The 18,480-nt window shown below is 43.9% G+C and carries 15 protein-coding genes; 5 read left to right on the plus strand and 10 right to left on the minus strand.

The annotated features are described in order from the left end of the window. Positions 1 to 122: 122 nt before the first annotated feature. The 3 genes from ABHV44_RS15535 to ABHV44_RS15545 are packed head-to-tail and all read right to left on the minus strand — an operon-like array spanning position 123 to position 2,701. On the minus strand, positions 123 to 686 hold the full coding sequence (locus ABHV44_RS15535) for a hypothetical protein (protein WP_459075636.1): 564 nt from the start codon (positions 684 to 686) through the stop codon (positions 123 to 125). A gap of 9 nt (positions 687 to 695) precedes the next feature. Beyond that, entirely contained in the window at positions 696 to 1,850 is a 1,155-nt protein-coding gene (locus tag ABHV44_RS15540; RefSeq protein ID WP_459075637.1) for a hypothetical protein, read from the minus strand. Next, positions 1,847 to 2,701, minus strand: coding sequence for a mechanosensitive ion channel family protein (locus ABHV44_RS15545; RefSeq protein ID WP_459075638.1), 855 nt, complete (start codon positions 2,699 to 2,701; stop codon positions 1,847 to 1,849). Before ABHV44_RS15545 ends, ABHV44_RS15540 begins: the two co-directional genes overlap by 4 nt. Before the next feature lie 139 nt (positions 2,702 to 2,840). Here ABHV44_RS15545 and ABHV44_RS15550 point away from each other — a divergent pair, with 139 nt between their 5' ends. Further along, complete coding sequence (locus ABHV44_RS15550) at positions 2,841 to 3,839, plus strand: LLM class flavin-dependent oxidoreductase (protein WP_459075639.1); 999 nt, start codon at positions 2,841 to 2,843, stop codon at positions 3,837 to 3,839. Between the two features lie 113 nt (positions 3,840 to 3,952). On the opposite strand, the gene ABHV44_RS15555 is transcribed toward ABHV44_RS15550, so the two are convergent. The 7 genes from ABHV44_RS15555 to ABHV44_RS15585 all read right to left on the minus strand — a co-directional run bounded on the left by ABHV44_RS15555 (position 3,953) and on the right by ABHV44_RS15585 (position 15,339). Further along, on the minus strand, positions 3,953 to 7,687 hold the full coding sequence (locus tag ABHV44_RS15555) for a PKD domain-containing protein (RefSeq protein ID WP_459075640.1): 3,735 nt from the start codon (positions 7,685 to 7,687) through the stop codon (positions 3,953 to 3,955). 213 nt (positions 7,688 to 7,900) lie between these two features. Then, positions 7,901 to 9,040, minus strand: coding sequence for a 4-hydroxyphenylpyruvate dioxygenase (gene hppD, locus ABHV44_RS15560; RefSeq protein ID WP_459075641.1), 1,140 nt, complete (start codon positions 9,038 to 9,040; stop codon positions 7,901 to 7,903). 147 nt (positions 9,041 to 9,187) lie between these two features. Next, the gene (locus ABHV44_RS15565; protein WP_459075642.1) at positions 9,188 to 10,351 is read right to left on the minus strand and encodes a homogentisate 1,2-dioxygenase; all 1,164 of its coding nucleotides are present in this window, start codon (positions 10,349 to 10,351) and stop codon (positions 9,188 to 9,190) included. 298 nt (positions 10,352 to 10,649) lie between these two features. Beyond that, entirely contained in the window at positions 10,650 to 12,638 is a 1,989-nt protein-coding gene (locus ABHV44_RS15570; protein WP_459075643.1) for a sensor histidine kinase, read from the minus strand. A 115-nt stretch (positions 12,639 to 12,753) separates the two neighbouring features. Beyond that, positions 12,754 to 13,767 carry a glucosaminidase domain-containing protein gene (locus ABHV44_RS15575; protein ID WP_459075644.1) on the minus strand — a complete coding sequence of 338 codons (1,014 nt, stop codon included), beginning with the start codon at positions 13,765 to 13,767 and terminating at the stop codon, positions 12,754 to 12,756. Positions 13,768 to 13,872: 105 nt separating this feature from the next. Then, complete coding sequence (locus ABHV44_RS15580; RefSeq protein ID WP_459075645.1) at positions 13,873 to 14,358, minus strand: toxin-antitoxin system YwqK family antitoxin; 486 nt, start codon at positions 14,356 to 14,358, stop codon at positions 13,873 to 13,875. Between the two features lie 6 nt (positions 14,359 to 14,364). After that, positions 14,365 to 15,339, minus strand: a complete 975-nt coding sequence (locus ABHV44_RS15585) for a polyprenyl synthetase family protein (protein ID WP_459075646.1) — start codon at positions 15,337 to 15,339, stop codon at positions 14,365 to 14,367. A 134-nt stretch (positions 15,340 to 15,473) separates the two neighbouring features. Between ABHV44_RS15585 and ABHV44_RS15590 the strand changes: the two genes are divergently transcribed. From ABHV44_RS15590 to ABHV44_RS15605, 4 genes are all read left to right on the plus strand, one after another. Then, positions 15,474 to 16,346 (plus strand): YicC/YloC family endoribonuclease, encoded by an 873-nt coding sequence (locus tag ABHV44_RS15590; protein WP_459075647.1) that lies wholly within the window; start codon positions 15,474 to 15,476, stop codon positions 16,344 to 16,346. Positions 16,347 to 16,352: 6 nt separating this feature from the next. Further along, a complete protein-coding gene (gmk, locus tag ABHV44_RS15595; protein WP_459075648.1) occupies positions 16,353 to 16,925 on the plus strand; it encodes a guanylate kinase in 573 nt (190 codons plus the stop codon). After that, a complete protein-coding gene (gene nadD / locus ABHV44_RS15600; RefSeq protein WP_459075649.1) occupies positions 16,922 to 17,533 on the plus strand; it encodes a nicotinate (nicotinamide) nucleotide adenylyltransferase in 612 nt (203 codons plus the stop codon). Before gmk ends, nadD begins: the two co-directional genes overlap by 4 nt. 142 nt (positions 17,534 to 17,675) lie before the next feature. Next, a complete protein-coding gene (locus ABHV44_RS15605; RefSeq protein ID WP_459075650.1) occupies positions 17,676 to 17,822 on the plus strand; it encodes a hypothetical protein in 147 nt (48 codons plus the stop codon). Positions 17,823 to 18,480: the final 658 nt, after the last annotated feature.

An 18,480-nucleotide genomic window follows, 5' to 3' on the forward strand; every position in this document is an offset into this window, starting at 1 on the left:
TGGCTATCAAAGATGCCAAGGACAAATATCACTACTCCAAAAAACTTAAGGTTTCTGACCTCAGAGTTTTAAAAGCAACTGCAGAGGTTAGAAATGAAGAGCAGGGATGAAACCTTACATTTTCACATGGGACTCACGGTAAGCTCTGGATCATATATATAGATCTGTCGATACTTACGATTATTTAAGTGAGGTAGCTGTATATTTGTTCTTTCGAAAAAAGTAAGTGAGTCTCCTTCAATTCTGCCGATCATAATAATATTGTATAGTTGGCGATCCCTTTCCTGAAGATACTCAATTTTAACAGTATCATTCATTATCACATAGTAATGGTAGGTTGATCCAACTTTGATTAAATCAGAATTTGTAGGATAATGATCTACCTGGTGGGTGTCTATCACTTTACCGTTTGGTAAAAATTTAAACACGATATATTTACCCGTCATTATTTGAGTAACATAACACCCTTTGAACTTTAAGTTAACCGATTTTTCAGCAGGGTTCACCTGAGTACTTTCATCATATAGCGTGTAATATTTTCTGTCAAACTCTTCTTGAGAAAGCTCTCCGACCAATTGCTTCTTATAGTCTCTTCTATAGTTTGCATAACGTAGACTACAACCACATAATAGTATTACTACCGTAGATAAAACTAAGGCCTGTTTTGAAAATGAATTTTTGACCATTTGTTTTTATTACTGAGGCGGTAACCAACCATAGTTAACCATTCTCTGTTGAGTATTCGGGTAAGGCACATATAAATGATGAAAGCTCATTTTCCTATTCATTTCCTTATCCCAAATACGTATATTATCATGCATACTATTTGAAGGATAAAAGGTGTTCAATCCAGAACGTGTACCCATCTGAAGCACTCCAAAATTAGAGTTCACCATAGCTAACGTTTCCCTACCATTATTTAACAATACATCGTATGGCCTTTGATTATCATAGTTTTGTCCATTGATAATTCGATCTTGGTTATACTTAGCACCCTGATCAGACATCCCATAGTACATATCATTTGACCAGAATAACGTATTGTCGCCATTTTTTAACTGTCCATTTAATCCCGCTGAAAAGAACTGATCAGCACCTGTCGAAAAGAAAGGGAATTTCTTTGTGTCGTTGTATGAACTCAATGCGAGGTTATTTAATCTAATTGATACCGCGGCAAGCAACTGACTTCTGCCGCTATGATCGCTGTTCATTCCAGAGCTGAAAACTGCATTTATTCCATAAGTAAAGGAGTTTCTAAAAGTATTATTAACTCCCGAGCCACTATTGCCAGTAAACAAATTCAATTCCATTGGATCGGCACTACCGCTGCCAAAGGTAACGGAAGGGCTAACAGTAAACGTAAACAGATTTGGGCTATACTGTGAAGTCCCTGCTCCTCCGCGAACAAAGGTTGCCTGAGCATTCGCACCTGTCATAAAAAAACCCCACTGATTTTTAGATTGAACACCCCCATATAAGCTTAAACTGAAACCTCCCCCTCCAAGCGAGGCATTAAATCGAATCCCAACACCACAATCCGTTCCTGGAGGACAATCACCTTTAGGGTCGTTGTACCTAATGCTATTGTTTCTATTAACAGCGTAGGGGCTTTCATCCGCTCTCATTTTAGGATCTCGTGACCACCATCTTAAAATACGTGTGTCCAGTTCCCGGAAGTAAGTTGTGTAATGGTTTCCTGAGCCCGCTATTTCATCTGTCTTCTCGCTTCCCTGGTATCCGAACCTGTAGGAAGTTTCATTGAAACTCTTCCCAGGCATGAGAGACCCGCCTGGATAATAATCCGTAGCCGAGAACAGCTCGGCTCCGCGGTACGTGACTTTTAGGTTCATAATTCGTCCTCTGATGAGTTGTTATTTGATTTCTCCGGGGCCTTAAAAATCTCTCTCCTCGGAATTGGAATTTCAACACCGTGGGCATCGAGGGCTTTTTTTACGGCTTCGAGTTGCTCCCAGTAAACCGGCCAGTAGACTTCTGAATCTACCCAACACCTGGCTTTCACTTTCATGTCGTATTCGCTTAATTCTGCGAGGAAAAACTCTACTGGAAGATCCTCTACAACCGTTGGGTGTTGTCTTAAAGCGTTGGTGACGATCTCACGCAGTTTGTCGAGGTCAGCGTCAAAGGCAAATTTCAACACCAGATCGATTCTGCGGTGTGGTTCCATGGTGCGGTTGTCGATGTCGCTGTTCGACACGTTTCCGTTGGGCATGGTGATGATCCGACCGTCAAACGTCTTAATCCTGGTGTAGAGAATGTCGATTTTTTGCACATGGCCGAGGTTGTTGTTTACCTGAATCAGGTCGCCTACTTTGAATGGTTTGAAAGCCAAAATCAAAACACCACCGGCAAAGTTTGACAAGCTTCCCTGGAGGGCCAACCCAATGGCGATTCCCGCAGCACCAAAAATGGCAATAAATGAAGTGGTTTTGATTCCGAGGATGGTCCCGAGGATAAAGAAAAGCAAACCGTAGAGCAGGAAGACGCTGAGGCTTTCGATGAAGGAGCGCAACGAAAGTTCGATGTTGGTTTTGCGCAAAGCGCGTTTCAAAACACGCACGATCAGCTTTATCGCGAAAATTCCTATGATCAGTCCCGCCAGGGCATACACGAAGCTCGGTCCGATTTTGACGATAAAGTCAACTAACTGCGACTTGAGCTCAAGCCAAAATTCTTCTGTCATCTTTTGGTGCGTTTCTTCCAAATATAGCAGAAACCAAAAACTGGCCTTTGGTAATTGCTAGTTCCACTGGAAGAATCAGTGTGAAAACACTCTTGTAAATTTGCTGTTGTTTGAACACATAGAATCGAGCAAGAGCAGAATGACAGAGCAAAAGAAATATTCGATCCTGGAGCTGGCCAGTGTAGGTGAGGGGAAGAGCACGAAGGAAGTTTTTGAAAATAGTCTCGACCTGGCGCAGAAAGCAGAGCAGTTTGGTTACACCAGGTTTTGGCTGGCAGAGCATCACAACATGATCAGTATTGCCAGTTCGGCCACTTCGGTGCTCATCGGCTACATTGCCGGAGGAACTGAGAAAATCAGAGTTGGATCCGGGGGGATTATGCTGCCCAACCACTCTCCATTGATTGTTGCCGAGCAGTTTGGAACCCTCGGTTCGATTTATCCAAACCGGATTGATCTCGGACTCGGTCGCGCTCCGGGAACCGACCAGGTGACGGCTCACGCCATTCGCTCAGACAGGATGCAGGCCGTTTACCAGTTTCCTGATGAGGTGACCAAAATTCAGGAGTATTTCGCTACAGAAAACAAAACTTCAAAAGTTAGGGCGACTGTTGCCGAAGGAGTGGACGTGCCGGTTTTTATTCTCGGCTCGAGTACCGACAGCGCCAAAGTTGCAGCAGCAAAAGGATTGCCCTACGTATTTGCCAGTCACTTTGCTCCGGGGCAGCTTTTCGAAGCGCTCAACATCTACTACAATGAATTTCAACCTTCGAAATTTCTCGATAAGCCTTACACGATCGCGGGCATCAACGTGATTGCTGCAGCCACTGATAAAGAGGCCGAGCGCCTGTCGACTTCGATGATTAGAATGATGCTGGGCGTGATGACCAACAACCTTGACTACATGAAACCACCTACTGAGATGACTCCAGATCTGCAAGCGGTGAAGGATAACCCTGCTTTCCAGCGAATGCTGAAATATGCTTTTGTGGGAAGTAAGGAGACTGTTAAAAAGCAAACAGAAGAATTCTTTGAGAAAACTGGTGTTGATGAAGTGATCGTTGCTTCACACATATACAACCACGAAGAGCGGGTAAAGTCTTATGAGATTTTCTCTGAGGTGATGGGGGAGCTCTAAAAACCAAAAACCCCTCCCGAGTTTCCTCAAGAGGGGTTCAAAAAATCTATTTATAAGAAAAATTAGAGTGTTCTGATGCTTTGAATGTCTTATAGGTTAGAAAATTCGAGACCTTATTGATTTAAGATCAATCTTTTTCTGATAACATTCCCGTGACTGGTAGTCAGCTGAATAATGTACAAACCAGAAGTTCGTTGGGACAGTTTCAACGTTAAATACCCGGACTCACTAGCCTCTGTATCAAAACTCATTTCTTTACCAACTGAATCAAAGATTCTAATTTCTTTCAGATTTATCTGATTAGGATATTCAACATTTAATAGACCGTTGGAAGGTATGGGGTAAATGTTGACACTGAATTGTCCTGAATGTTCTTCGATATCGGTGGGTACTACATTTATAATTATGCTCGCTGAGGTGAAGCAAACATTTTCTTCTGTACTCACTGCAATTTGATACGTGCCTACTGAAGAGTACGTGTGACTGGCGTTTGGTGTGGTTGTCTCAGCTGTATTTCCGTCACCAAAGTTCCAATTCCATGATTCTACACCCTGGCTCTGCACCTCGAAGAAAATTGGCTCGTCAATCACAGCACTACTCAAAAGATTGATTGATTCAATACCTTGATATGGCACTTCTACAATTGATTGGTAGGTGTTAGACCCAAATTCATTGGTCGTAGTTAGCTGAACAACATAGGTTCCCCCATTGCCATAGTCGTGTATTGGGTTTTGAGTTGTAGATGATTCTCCATCTCCGAAGTCCCATTCCCAACTAGTAGGTCCGTTTTCAGTATTATCAGTAAATTGAATTAGTCCATCACAAGAGTTTGCATCATCCCAGGAAAAGTTTGTCACCGGAGGAGAAGTGTTCGGAATAATAAAAATTGCGTAGTCTTCAGCTTCTCCGTTAGTTAAACTACCACACGGTTGATTCGAATATGTGTCTGCAAGAACTCTCATCCTAAGTACTTCCTCTGTCACAGCATTAAAAGGAATTTCTATAAGCTCAGTGGCTGTACCAAATTCATTCATAGCACTAAGAATATGTTCCTGATCAGAAAAGTTTCCATCGTTGTTGAAGTCTATCCAGGCGTTTACATCAAAACTCTCATTGGAAGTCAAGTCTACAGAGAGTTCATAGGTGTTTCCCTCTTCAATCTCTACTGTGGTCAAGCAAGTAAAGTCTTCGAATCCTGTAGGACTGCCTGAAGATGTATGATTCAACGTGTGGAAGTCAACTCCCGTAATATGATAGTCACTTTGGCCTTCTTCAACAGTCGGCCAGCAATTGGGAAGGGCCGGGCCGGTAACGTCTTCGATTGTTACTAATTGCGAAGATGTGTTACAACCTTCAGCATTGCAAACTTCTAGTGAGACATCATAAACGCCCATTTGATCATACTCATGAGTGGGGCTTTGTTGAGTGGAAGAAGCACCATCACCAAAGCTCCATGACCAGGAAGTTGGATCGTTATACGAATCATCGCTAAATATTACCGTTCCATTACAATTAGTGACGGTTTCAAAAGTAAAGCCCGAACAAGCGTCTCCAGGGATTTCAACATCGACCCATAGAGTATCTACTGGAGTATCGGGGTCATTGGAATTAATCAATAGGGGTATTTGCTGGATACCAGCCTCATAACCTGAAATATTGAGATACAGTTCTAGAGATGTGCTATTTCCTGGATCAACTACTCCAGAGTTTTGCCCAGAACTGAAAACCGGAAACGACAACAATTGTGCGAATTCTTCAAAAATTTCTTCCATGGAGCTGTTGGAAATGTATTCATTGCTCTCAGTAGAGAAAAGAAGGTAATAAATTCGCTCGTTGTCGTTCAGGCCATAAACCTGATGGTCTTCGGAAAATGTTGATTCAAGAAAGCTGTGATTCACGTTGGAGTTTGCTTCAGTAATAATAAGATGATTGACAGTAGGCGAAAAGTTGTTAAATACTCGAGTAACAAAGCCCTTGTACTCCGATCCGTCTTGTGCTGAATACTCTAATGTCAGCCCATTTCTCTCACCAGTTCCATCAGCTCCAAGATTGCCAGAAACACTGAAACTACTTACATCATCAATGTTGGCTGCAAGGACAAATAGCCCGGGGTGTTTCGATGTGAAATAGGCAGAATTATCTCCAAATGAATTGTTGTTGATTATTTCTGACTCAGTGTAAGGAATGGCATTTTCAAAGTTTGTATTAAGATAGTTGCCATTGTCGTACATGTCCCCTCCACCATCATAAATGGAGTATCCATTTTCCCCTCCTACAAAACTGTGTATATTAGGGATAAGGTCAGTGATAGCTTCAAAGTTTTCATCCAGAATGCTCTTCACTTCATTTAGTTCGGTGTGCTCGGCAACTTGCTTTAAATTGTATTCTAGAATTCCTTCCCCTTCATTGAATATGTCAAAGGAGATAAGTATTGAGTCTTGACAAGCGGTAGCCTCCAGAGATATGTTTGTAGGATTGACAACTATATCTGGAGCCGGTAGGGCAGACCCGTTTACAACTATCAAAGTGTCCTCAGCATTAGTTTCAATACTAATTACATCATTAAAGTCACCTGAGTTGTTAGGAGAAAACTCAACTATTAATGTATCCTGAGAAAATGGTGGTATAGAGAAAGAATCTGGAGTAATTCCAAATACAGATTCAGACCAAGTTGCGGAAAATGTAAGGTCTTCACAACCTTGATTGTAAATTATTACCGAGTCGGTTGTAGATGAGCCTGCTAATATCGATTCAAATGATATTGAATCTTGTTCTATTCCAAGTAAAGGCTCACCTAAAACCTCTAAGTGAATGACATAATCAATAGTATCACTATCAGGGAGGTTTGATAGGTAATTAATTGTAGAGAAGTAGTCCCCAGCAAAGAGTTCAGTAGCATCAACATTCACATTAATAGCCCCGGAGTCACCGGGTAGAATTGTAATGGTCGAATCAAGGGATACAGACTCAAACCAATCGGGTTCGAGGTTTTCAACAAGGTGCTCCATACAGTTTCCAATAATTCTGGAGTTATTACTATCCACGGTATCAAAGTCATACCCTACATAGAAGACTTGTCCATCTCCATAAGATTTGCTTACTACCACCTGGCCATTACTCCCGGCCGGAAAAGTCACATAAGTCTCAATTGCTGGATCTTCTGACCAGTCGTAGAAAAAAGTGCCATTAGAAATGGGAAATACAGCAGGCACATCTGCCATTATGGGGTGGCTCGGGTTGATGTTTGAAGCCATGTTGGAGTTGGAATACTGGTATTCGGCATCATTGAAAAAACCGATATTGCCAAGGTTCGAGTTTCCACAAATCAAAAGTTGTCCACCATTATAAACGAAATCTGTAAAAGTAGGAGCAAGGTTAGAGAAGAAATTATTTCCATCACCCTCCTGTTCAGGTACTAATAGGATGTCTATCTCTTCAAGATCAGTAGCCAAATCCAAAGCGTTATAGGCGTTGCTCTGGAAAAGTTCGTAATCACTGAAATAGCTGTTAATTGCCATCAAGGTATTTGGATATTCATCTCCAAAATCTGCGTAGGTTGTCAGAGCCAGGATTTTTGGACCATCAATGTTGTAATTCGGAGTGATTTCTAGTATATCTTCTCCGTTATTATGGATAAAGATCTGGCTTGAGTCAATGGTCCCACAATTAACAGTAATGTGAAGCGTATCTGCTGGAACGAATGAGATTATAGTATCACTCTGGATTGAAAGTCCATTATCACTAACTAGCCCGAAACTTTTCTTTGGATGTAAAGTGATTGTGCATAAAATTGCTAAGAGTGGTAAAAGGAAATGAGTTCGTTTTTGAGAGAAGCGACAATTCTTCATAGTTTAGAGGTTGTCAGGTTTAATAATTGGCCAACGAATATAAAGAATTACCAGTTTTTACTAACGAAGTAAATCTAGTTGCAGCAGCGATGGCAAAACTGAGAGCTAAGCTTTAACCTGGGTTTTTATTTGATCATCAATCTATTACAAAAAATTAAACCCCTCCTAAGTTTCCTCAAGAGGGGTTCAAAAAATCTATTTCACAAAAGAACTTTACAAAGTTCCTCGGCTTTCCTGCTCTCTTTCGATGGCTTCGAAAAGCGCTTTGAAGTTTCCTTTTCCAAAAGATTTGGCTCCTTTACGCTGAATGATCTCGAAGAACATCGTTGGTCGATCGAGGATCGGCTTGGTGAAAATCTGTAGCAAGTAGCCCTCGTCATCCCGGTCTACGAGAATTCCGAGCTCTGCCAGTGGCTTCAGGTCTTCATCAATTTCTCCTACGCGGTCGAGCAAGTCATCGTAGTACACTTCAGGAACACGGAGGAATTCAACACCTCGGTCTCTGAGCTTTGTTACCGTATCGATGATGTTGTCGGTGGCAACAGCGATGTGCTGCACTCCGGCACCGTTGTAAAACTCGATGTACTCTTCGATCTGGGATTTTTTCTTTCCTTCTGCCGGCTCGTTGATCGGGAATTTGATGCGCCCGTTTCCGTTGCTCATCACCTTACTCATCAAGGCCGTGTATTCGGTAGAAATGTCTTTGTCGTCAAATGAAACCATTTGTGCAAAGCCCATTACCTTGTTGTAAAACTCACACCACTTGTTCATCTCGTTCCAGCCGACATTTCCCACCATGTGGTCGATGTATTTGAGGCCGAGAGCTTCCGGTTTGTAGTCTGGGTTCCACTCGCGATAACCCGGCATAAAAGGACCATCGTACTCGCTGCGTTCCACAAAAACGTGAAGCGTTTCACCGTAAGTGTGAATGGCCGAGAGCTTCACTTTTCCGTTTTCGTCTTCAATAACTTTTGGCTCAAAGTGAGATTTAGCTCCGCGGCTGGTCGTTTCTTTCCAGGCTTTTTCTGCGTCATCTACCCACAGTGCAATGCTTTTCACTCCGTCACCGTGTTTGTTGATGTGCTCGTTTACTTCACCGCCTTCTACCATGGGTGAGGTGAGTACAAGTCTGATTTTATCTTGCTGCAACACATAAGAAACGCGGTCTTTGTGTCCGGTTTCCAATCCCGAGTAGGCCACTGGCTGAAAACCCCAGGCCGACTGGTAGTAGTGCGCTGCTTGCTTGGCATTTCCCACGAACATTTCTACGTGGTCGGTACCGAGCAATGGGAGAAAGTCTTCCGCTTCGGGAATTTCCTTTTCCAATTTTAGAGATGTTGTATCGGTGCTCATAGCTATCTGATTTTAATATTCGTTTCTAATTTTATTTTTCTTCTCTTCTTGTCTCGACTTCGCTCGACAACCGTCTACCGCGCGAGGGCAGTTTCTCGAGCGGAGTCGAGAGAGTGCTGATTTCAGAGTTAAAATGCAGCTTCCTATTTATTTCCCTTCCAGCCAGCTTTCGTAGTAGCTGTCGTCCGACATGTCGAGTGCCGCTTGCGTGAGTTTCAATGGACGGAAGGTGTCGATCATCACAGCAAGTTCTTCTGTTTTTTCTTTTCCAAGACTGCGCTCCATGGCTCCGGGGTGCGGACCGTGTGGAATTCCCCCCGGGTGCAGCGACATAAATCCTTTGTCTACGTGGTTTCGGCTCATGAAATCGCCATCTACGTAGTACAGAACCTCGTCAGAATCGATGTTGCTGTGATTGTAAGGTGCAGGCACTGCCTCTGGGTGATAATCGTAAAGCCTGGGGCAGAAAGAACAAATCACGAAGTTGTGACCTTCAAAGGTTTGGTGAACCGGAGGCGGCTGGTGAACTCGTCCTGTAATCGGCTCAAAATCTTTGATGTTGAACGCGTATGGGAAGTTGTAGCCGTCCCAGCCAACTACGTCAAAAGGGTGCGTGGCGTAAACCAGCTCGTGCATGGCGTTTTCCTTCCTGATTTTCATCGTGAACTCGCCTTTCTCATCTTTCGGCTCGAGGACGTCCGGAGTGCGGAAATCGCGTTCGCAAAAAGGAGAGTGCTCAAGCAATTGTCCGAAGTTGTTGCGGTAGCGCTTTGGGGTCACCATCGGGCTGAAAGACTCCACAATCAAAAGGCGATTGTCTTCACTGTCGAATTCCATCTGGAAAATCATCCCGCGCGGAATGATAAGGTAATCGCCATAGCCGAATTTCAAGTTACCCAACATCGTTTTAAGCGTTCCACTTCCTCTGTGGATGAAAATCATTTCATCGGCATCGGCATTCTTGTAGAAGTAATCGGTAACGCTTTTTTTCGGAGCGGCCAAGGTGATGTTGAGGTCAGAATTGAACATCACTACCGTGCGACTCTCTAAAAAGTCATCTACCGGCTTCACCTGAAAGCCATTGAGCATTCTCGAAGTGATGTTTTTAGGTACTGCAGCTTTTGGCGAGTCATCTACCGGATCGGCAACAGACTTCACTTGTGTGGGCCTGTGGATGTGATAGAGGAGGGAAGCCATTCCGTGGAACCCTTCCGTACCAAATAGTTGTTCGTAGTAGTATCCGCCTTTGGGCTTTTTAAAAGTCGTGTGGCGCTTGTGGGGAATTTCCCCGAGTTTTCTATAAAAAGGCATGTTGAATTGCTTTTTGGATTGATACAGTTGTAATTGAAAAACAAAAAGGATTGTGCAAGCCGCTAATTCATTCGGGTTTGCGCTTCATACTTTGCTTTACGTTGTGCAACAAACTGTACATTGATCTGCTTTTGTTTTCATCCTGGCTTCGGACTCCTCTGGAAAGGCCGTCCAAAGCTTTCATTACAGAGTCTAACAAAAATAGGGTATTCAACGTTCAGGCGAAAATGTGTAAACGCTTAATTTTCGTGATGTTTATCAGGTGTAGGGAGATGAATGACGTCCCGATCGTCCGGCTTTACTGATTTTTAAGTGGAAGCTGAAGTACGACTCTTGTTCCAACGCTCTTACCAGTATCGTCTTTTAAGTCCAAGGTTTTGATGGGTTCGCCCACTTGATCGCCAGCAAAAAGCTCAATCCTTTCCTGTGCAATTTCTAGACCTGTAGACTTTTGGATTTGGGATTTTTCATTCGAGGGTTTCCGGCCAATTCCATTGTCGGTGATCGTCACTTCCAGAATCTTTTCTCTTATCGCAAAGTGTATCTCAATTCTGCCGGGATTAGGCGAAGGCAGCACTCTGCGCAAAATCGCATTTTCCACAAAAGGCTGAATGAGCAATGGAGGGATGAAATAATTTTCTGTGTCGAAGGCAGCTCGAATACTAAAGCTAAATTTTTCTTTGTGGGTAAATGCTTTCAGCTCGAGATAGTTTTTCAATGTCGCTTCCTCTTCTTTGACAGTAATCATTGAGCTGCGCGAATTTTCCAGAGTTTGCTTCATCAGTTTGGAAAACTGAGTTAGGAAAATCCGGGCTGAATGTTTGTCGTTCTTGGCAATCAGCTCCTGAATGGAATTTAGCGTGTTGAAATTAAAATGTGGATCCAACTGCAGAAGCAGAGCTTTTTGTTCCAATTCCAGCTTATTATTTTCTTGAGTAATCCGTTCGTTGCGCAGCCTTGCTTTTTTCTTTGTGGCGCTAATCAGCAGTATGAAGATCAGCAACAAAATCACCAGTAATGCGCCACCACCAATCAGGTAAAAATCTTCTGTTGGCGAGATAGGGGTGGAGATTACAAAATGAATTGGAGCTGCCTCGGTACAGTCGCTGTTTGGCAGGCAGCTCCTTGCTCTGAATGTGTATTTTCCTGGAGAAAGGTTGCTGTAGGTAATGTTATTTCTGCGACTCAGTGGCGACCAGTCAGACTGCAAGCCTTCGAGTTTCCATTGATAAAGAACCTTGTGGGGGTGCGTCAAATGAATTCCTTCAAAGTAGAAGCCGAGTTGATTTTGGTCCTGGGTGAAACGCAAGGTGTCTTTTGGAACGCCCCACCGATTTAGCAGTGAGTCAAATTCAGTTTCCTGCAGTGGCTTATCAAAAAGTTGAACGTTGCTGGCCAGCATTTTTGGGGCGGTGACCTTTTGCCCTTTGTCAACAAACTGGTCAATGGTTCTGAAGACTCCACTATTTGTTCCAACCCACAAATTTTCCCAGTGGTCTTTAAGGAGACAGCGAACCTGATTGTTGCGCATGCCGTTCTGCTGATTGTGAAAGGTGATTTCTCCATCTTTCAAAACAGCCATGCCTTGATTCAGCGTTCCACACCACAGTCCTTTCTCACCCAAATCCATCACATCGGAAACCAGGGCGCCTTGAAGTCCGGCTACAGGCCGTATCGAATCCTCATGCAAAACCTGAAGTCCTTCATCACAGGGAGCAAAATAAATTTTAGATGAATCGCCTTCCGCAATACTGCCGATCATCTTGAACTCACTGGTGATGACATTGTAAGAGCCCTCAGGTGAAATGCGAATCAGCTCACTTTCACCACCAGCCCAGAGTGTGCCGTCTTCGACTTTTGTGACACTGTAAAAAGGCTGACTGAAATGCTCATTGCCAGGCTGAAACTGGGAAATTTTTTTGTCATGGTAAACCAACAAGCCCTGACGGGTAGCTAGCCAAAGTTTGTCTTCAGATTCGATCACTTCTTCGATTGTCAATGGTGAAGAAGTCCCGTGTAGGATCGACTCAAATCCACTTTCGGTAAAGACATCCAGGCCTTTGTCAGTTCTGACCACAATGGTAGAATCTGAAGTTTCTATCAAAGTCGAAATGAAGTTGCTGCTAAGACCATTGTCAGTGGAGTAGTTGTGAAATGCTTTACCGTCAAAAACCCGGATCCCATTGCCTGGCGTCCCTATCCACAAAAAGCCATGGTGATCTTGCATCATGCAGCTGACCTGGGTTCGAGCAAGACTGTCTTCTTCTCCAGGAGTGGTGAATCCCACAGTTTGTGAGCGACTTAAGAAGGAAGTGATTAGAAATAAAAGGAGCAGGGGGTGCCTAAAAAAAGCTGAGGCGATATTTAATTTACTAGGAGCATTTCTCACAAAGTTGATCTGTTCAGAGGTTTTTTCGGAGCGACAGTTTTTGACCAACCTTTGGCTCAGTTCCGCGCTCCATATTGTTCTTTTTATAGAGCTTTTTCAATTTCACTCCATACATCTGGGAAATATCCCACATGGTTTCACCCTCTTCAACAACATGAAAGTCTTTTTGTGCTCTCCATTTTTTTGGCTGTAGATAAATGCGCTGACCAGCTTCCAGTTTTTCACCCTTGTCGAGGTCGTTGTAGCGTCTTACCTGCCATGGCACCATCTCAAAAGCCTCGGCAATTTTTTCGAAGTTGTCGCCCTCTTTGGCGATGGTGTAGCGAATTCTGTTGTCCGAAACTTTTTTCACTCTGGAAACTGAAACTTCAACAGTGGCGATGTGGTCGCTGTCTTTGGATTTTTGAGTTGGTGTTTTTCCAGAGCCTTTTGACTCCTTCTTATCTTCTTTTTTAGCAACTACCTCTTCTCCTTTTCGCTCTGGGACGATGCCTTTCTTCATCATCTTCATTCCCATCTTGTCGTATTGCTCGAGGTTGTTTTCTTCGATTAAATCGATGAGCCTGCGAGAGTAAGCCGGATCGGTAGCATAGCCGCATTTTTTGAGTCCCCTAGCCCAGCGCTTGTAGTCGTCAATTTTTAAATCAAAAAGCTCCGCGTAGCGACTACGCTTCAAGAAGAGGGAGTGGTCTTCGTAGGATTCTCTGGCGTTGGGATAAACTCTGAAGCATTCGCCCTTTCGGTCGTCATCGTGGTAGGCTTTTTTTCCGGTCCAGCTTGAGTGGCACTTTATACCAAAGTGATTGTTGGCCTTGCGGGCGAGCTCGCTGTTGCCGTTTCCGCTTTCCAAAATTCCCTGAGCCAGAGTGATGCTGGCGGGAATGCCGTGAACCACCATTTGATAAATTGCCTCGTCCTGCCACATCTCAATGTACTGAGAGCGTGTCAGGCGCTGTTCTTCGCCATTTTCAGCCTGAGCAAAAATCGATTGGGATACAAGAACTAAGAGCAACAAGGCATTTCTCATGACTTCTGTTGATTTTTCACGGTTTGTGCAACTACCAAAATTAGCAGCTCCCGCAAAGAAGTTTTCAACAGAAAACGACAGTTATCAACAAAAATTTGTTGAACCTTAGAAGTTTTTGGTCTGAACTAAATTGCCTTTGGAATCGAAAAACCGCCATTCGCCAACTTCCTCGCCATTTTTGTAGCGGCCCTCAAGCTTGAGATTTCCGTTATAAAACCACTGACGATAAGGCCCGTGAAATTCACCTTCGTGAAAATTATTTTCACTCCAGCGGTTTCCGTTGTCGTAGTACGACATCCACGATCCGTGCTTTTTGCCGTCCTTGTAATAACCTTCGATTTTGAGTTCACCTCCTGGGTGGTAGTGACGCTCTTCGAGACGTGTTGAATCATCTTCAGCGAACTTCACAACTGTCTTTTTGCTTCCGTCCTTATAGCGGTCGATAACTTTTCCTTCGGGAAGCATGTCGGAATTTTCCGATTCGGCACTTTCCTGAGTTGCCTTTTCTTTAGAGGTCTTTTCTTCGGCCGACTGGCCACAAGCAATTAGAAAAAATGCGGTGGTAAAAAAAGTGAGAAGTGTCAGTCTCATAGTGTTTTACTTTTCGCGATTTATCGTGTAGTTCACAAGTCCTTCGAGCGAGTGGCGCGCCTCGTTTTCTTCAAATTGATAAAGCACCTCGAGCGCCCGGTCTTTGAGCTCAATCATCTTGTTTTTGGTGTACTCAATGCCGCCTGAACGACCTACGTAGTCGAGCACAAAACCAACTTTCTTCGAGTCGGTGTTGTGGTTTTTCACAATGTTGATGATCTTCTTGCGATCCTTGCGCTCTGCGTTGTTGAGGGCGTAAATCAATGGCAAAGTCATCTTCCTTTCTTTAATGTCGATCCCCGTAGGTTTGCCAATGTCAGCGCCATTTCCGTAATCAAAAAGGTCGTCTTTTATCTGAAATGCGAGTCCAACGAGTTCGCCAAATTCGCGCATTTTTAACTGTTCTTCTTCGCTAACTCCGGCTGATGCCGCTCCTGATTCGCAACAGGCTGCGATCAATGAAGCCGTTTTTTGTCTGATGATGTCGAAATAGACTTCTTCCGTAATGTTGAGCTTTCGGGCTTTTTCTATTTGAAGTAGCTCTCCTTCGCTCATCTCCTGCACCGCTCGCGAAACGATTTTCAGCAGCTGAAACTGGTTGTGTTCAACAGACATTAATAGTCCGCGAGAAAGCAGGTAGTCTCCCACAAGCACAGCAATTTTGTTTTTCCAGAGCGCATTGAGCGAGAAAAATCCGCGTCTCACGTTGGCATCGTCTACCACATCATCATGCACCAGTGTGGCTGTGTGTAGTAGTTCGATTAGTGAAGCCGCAGTGTAAGTGGCATCCGAAACTCCCGAAAAAAGCTTGGCAGAGAGGAACACGAACATCGGTCGCATTTGCTTCCCCTTGCGCTTGATGATGTAGTGAGTGATTTTGTCCAGCAAGGGAGTCTTGCTTTTCATCGCCTGGCGAAAGTGCGTTTCGAAGTCGCGCATTTCCCCAGCGATCGGGGATTTTATTTGCTGAACCGTGTTCATATCGGCAGCAAAAATACGGGTTTCACATCAACTTTGATGGGCGGATGGGAACAAGAAGGTGGAGCTTGTCGAATCGCACGATTGATGCGTCATCTCAGCCGGATTTAATTTATATTTTTGCACAAATTTTCCGTATGATCAAATCCATGACTGGTTATGGCAAAGGCGAAGGTGCCTTTGGCCACAAAAAATTCACCATTGAACTCAGGAGCCTCAACAGCAAGCAGCTCGACATGAACGTGCGCATGCCAAGTGCTTACAAAGAAAAGGAGCTGGAGTTGAGAAGCTATCTCGGAGGCCACATCGGCCGCGGAAAGGTGGATCTCACCATCTTTTATGAGTCTACCGGAGAGGAGAAAAAGACTCAGGTAAATAAGGACGTACTTCGCTCTTACTACGATGATCTTCGCGATTTGGCCCAAAGCATCGGTCAGGAGGATGTGGATTATATGGGATTGCTGATGAGGATTCCAGATGCGCTGAAACCAGAACGCCAGGAATTTGACGAGGAAGAGTGGAATGCTGTGATGGAAATCACTGAAGAGGCGCTTTCAACTTTCATTGAGTATCGCACTAAAGAAGGTAGCGAACTTGAAAAAGACTTTGAGGTTCGAGTGAAAAATATTCTCGAAGAACTTGAGAATGCACACGAGCCTTTACAGCAGCGAATGGAGCGCATTCAGGACCGGATTCGCACCAACCTCGATGAATTTGTAGATCCCGAGAAAGTAGACAAAAACCGCTTTGAGCAGGAGTTGATCTACTACCTCGAAAAGCTGGATGTTTCTGAAGAAGAGCAGCGATTGAAAAGCAACTGCGAGCATTTTCTGGAAGCGCTTTCTAGCGATGATTCTAACGGAAAGAAACTCGGGTTTATCAGCCAGGAAATCGGTCGTGAAATCAACACGCTCGGATCAAAAGCCAACGATGCTGATGTGCAGCGAATCGTTGTGAAAATGAAAGACGAACTTGAAAAAATAAAAGAACAGATCCTCAACGTTCTTTAGTAATTGATGAAACAGGGTAAGTGTATCATATTTTCGGCCCCTTCTGGAGCAGGTAAAACGACCATTGTGAGGCACCTGCTCAACAAGCCTGAGCTCAATCTCGAATTCAGTATTTCTGCAACCACCCGTCCACCGCGAAAAGTAGAGCGAGAGGGAAAAGACTACATTTATATGAGTGTAGATGAATTTCAACGGCTCATCAAGGAAGACGCCTTTGTGGAGTGGGAAGAGGTTTACGAAAATCAGTTTTACGGAACGCTAAAGCGCGAAATCGATCGCATTTGGGAAAAAGGGAAGCACGTTATTTTTGACGTAGACGTGCAAGGCGGTGTGAACCTCAAAAGAACTTTTGGCGATCGCGCCCTGGCCATTTTTGTGGAGCCACCATCGCTTGGAGTTCTCGAAAGCCGACTGCTCGACCGCGATACTGAAAATGAAGAAAGTGTGAAACGCAGGATGAGCAAAGCAGCTTCTGAAATGCAATTTGCCGATCGGTTCGATTATATTTTGCTCAATGACGAACTCACCGAAACGCTGAAACGCGCAGAGGAAACGGTGAAGGAATTTCTGGACGAATGAAGAAACGCATCGGACTTTACTTCGGCACTTTTAACCCGGTTCATGTTGGGCACCTGATCATAGCCAACTTCATGGCCGATTTCACCGATCTCGACCAGGTTTGGCTGGTGGTTTCCCCGCAAAATCCATTGAAACAAAAGTCTACGCTGTTGGCCGATCACCACAGATTGGAGCTTGTGAGAATTGCAGTTGAAGACAACGACAATCTGCGCGCCAGTAACATTGAGTTTGAGCTGACCAAGCCATCCTACACAATGAACACGCTTACGCACCTGGAAGAGAAGCATCCTGATTACACATTTTCCCTGATCATGGGAGAAGACAATTTGCGAACGCTCCACAAGTGGCGCAACCACGAGCAGATTTTAGAGCGCCATGACATTTACGTTTACCCGCGCGTTCCCACAGCCGAAGAACAGTGGGAAGGAGTAGAGGTGAAGCGCACCGAATTTCACGACCATCCCAAGGTGCACCTCATAGACGGTCCTGTCATGAAAGTTTCTGCCAGCTACATTCGAAAGGCGATCAAAGACGGCAAAGATGTGAGGTACTTGCTCACTAACCCTGTCGAAAAGTACGTTCGAGAGATGCATTTCTACGAAAGCTGATTTTTTTGTCACCCACAAAAACTTACTGGTAATCAGTTGAAAGAGTTCTGATTCACATTCTTTAAGAAACCTGTTTTTCGGTTTTGGCACACTGCTTGCGTTCGTGGAGGAAAATATTTGAACCTCCAAAAAATTTGAAGCCATGAAAAACGAATTGAAAAGACAATATCAGAACGTAAAGAAGCAAGCAGTTAAATTGATGCAAAAAGGAAATATCTCTGCATATCTGCGCAAGCTTCAGGAAATTCAGGAACTAAAAACTCAAATGGTTAAGGTCTCTTCGAAATAAGAAGAGAGATTGTAGATTACAATACAGGTTAATGGTTAGACTAAGGCCCTCGTGAATTTTCGCGAGGGCTTTTTTAATTCAGTGTGAGTTTGAGAGTGAGAGCGAGGTCGGGGTTCTCTTTTTTGCTTCGGATTTTGGTGATTTCGCAGTGTCTCTTATTCTGGGCGGTCTTAACAGCGAACCCAGCGGGTTCGAATATTTGTAGTAAGAAGTGTTTGTCTTTGTTTTTACCGACCCCGGATGGGGTCGAACTTTTTCTACGCAACGCTGGAAAGTTTGCCACCAAGTCTCAAAGGCACAAAGGAGCCGTCTTGATCCGCACTTTGAGGAGCTTAGCGTCTTAGAGCCTTCGTGACCAATCCCGTAGCTGCAAGCCATTCATAATTGAAAAATTGACTTCATCTTTTAATTTCCAAACCCAACTTTTAGCTACTTTTAATCGGGGATTGAAAATTTGTTTGAAGAACTCAACTTGTTCTTAAAAAGGATTTTTATTCCCCGAAAGGATGAGGTGAGGTTTTTATTTAGATTTAAGTACATTCAATCACCTAATTACTTTCGGTTATGGACGGTTTGTTTTCAAATTGGGACATCTGGGATCATCTGACAATGGTGCTGTTGTTCGCGTACTTTGTGATTGGATGTACCGGTTTTGCTT

It is taken from the genome of Halocola ammonii (genome assembly GCF_049334165.1).
GTDB lineage: Bacteria > Bacteroidota > Bacteroidia > Flavobacteriales_D > Sanyastnellaceae > JBEGHD01.

Coding starts and splice junctions, on each gene's coding strand:
- ABHV44_RS15535 (WP_459075636.1), bottom strand. CDS start 686: ATGGTCAAAAATTCATTTTCAAAACAGGCCTTAGTTTTATCTACGGTA.
- ABHV44_RS15540 (WP_459075637.1), bottom strand. CDS start 1,850: ATGAACCTAAAAGTCACGTACCGCGGAGCCGAGCTGTTCTCGGCTACG.
- ABHV44_RS15545 (WP_459075638.1), bottom strand. CDS start 2,701: ATGACAGAAGAATTTTGGCTTGAGCTCAAGTCGCAGTTAGTTGACTTT.
- ABHV44_RS15550 (WP_459075639.1), top strand. CDS start 2,841: ATGACAGAGCAAAAGAAATATTCGATCCTGGAGCTGGCCAGTGTAGGT.
- ABHV44_RS15555 (WP_459075640.1), bottom strand. CDS start 7,687: ATGAAGAATTGTCGCTTCTCTCAAAAACGAACTCATTTCCTTTTACCA.
- hppD (WP_459075641.1), bottom strand. CDS start 9,040: ATGAGCACCGATACAACATCTCTAAAATTGGAAAAGGAAATTCCCGAA.
- ABHV44_RS15565 (WP_459075642.1), bottom strand. CDS start 10,351: ATGCCTTTTTATAGAAAACTCGGGGAAATTCCCCACAAGCGCCACACG.
- ABHV44_RS15575 (WP_459075644.1), bottom strand. CDS start 13,767: ATGAGAAATGCCTTGTTGCTCTTAGTTCTTGTATCCCAATCGATTTTT.
- ABHV44_RS15580 (WP_459075645.1), bottom strand. CDS start 14,358: ATGAGACTGACACTTCTCACTTTTTTTACCACCGCATTTTTTCTAATT.
- ABHV44_RS15585 (WP_459075646.1), bottom strand. CDS start 15,339: ATGAACACGGTTCAGCAAATAAAATCCCCGATCGCTGGGGAAATGCGC.
- ABHV44_RS15590 (WP_459075647.1), top strand. CDS start 15,474: ATGATCAAATCCATGACTGGTTATGGCAAAGGCGAAGGTGCCTTTGGC.
- gmk (WP_459075648.1), top strand. CDS start 16,353: ATGAAACAGGGTAAGTGTATCATATTTTCGGCCCCTTCTGGAGCAGGT.
- nadD (WP_459075649.1), top strand. CDS start 16,922: ATGAAGAAACGCATCGGACTTTACTTCGGCACTTTTAACCCGGTTCAT.
- ABHV44_RS15605 (WP_459075650.1), top strand. CDS start 17,676: ATGAAAAACGAATTGAAAAGACAATATCAGAACGTAAAGAAGCAAGCA.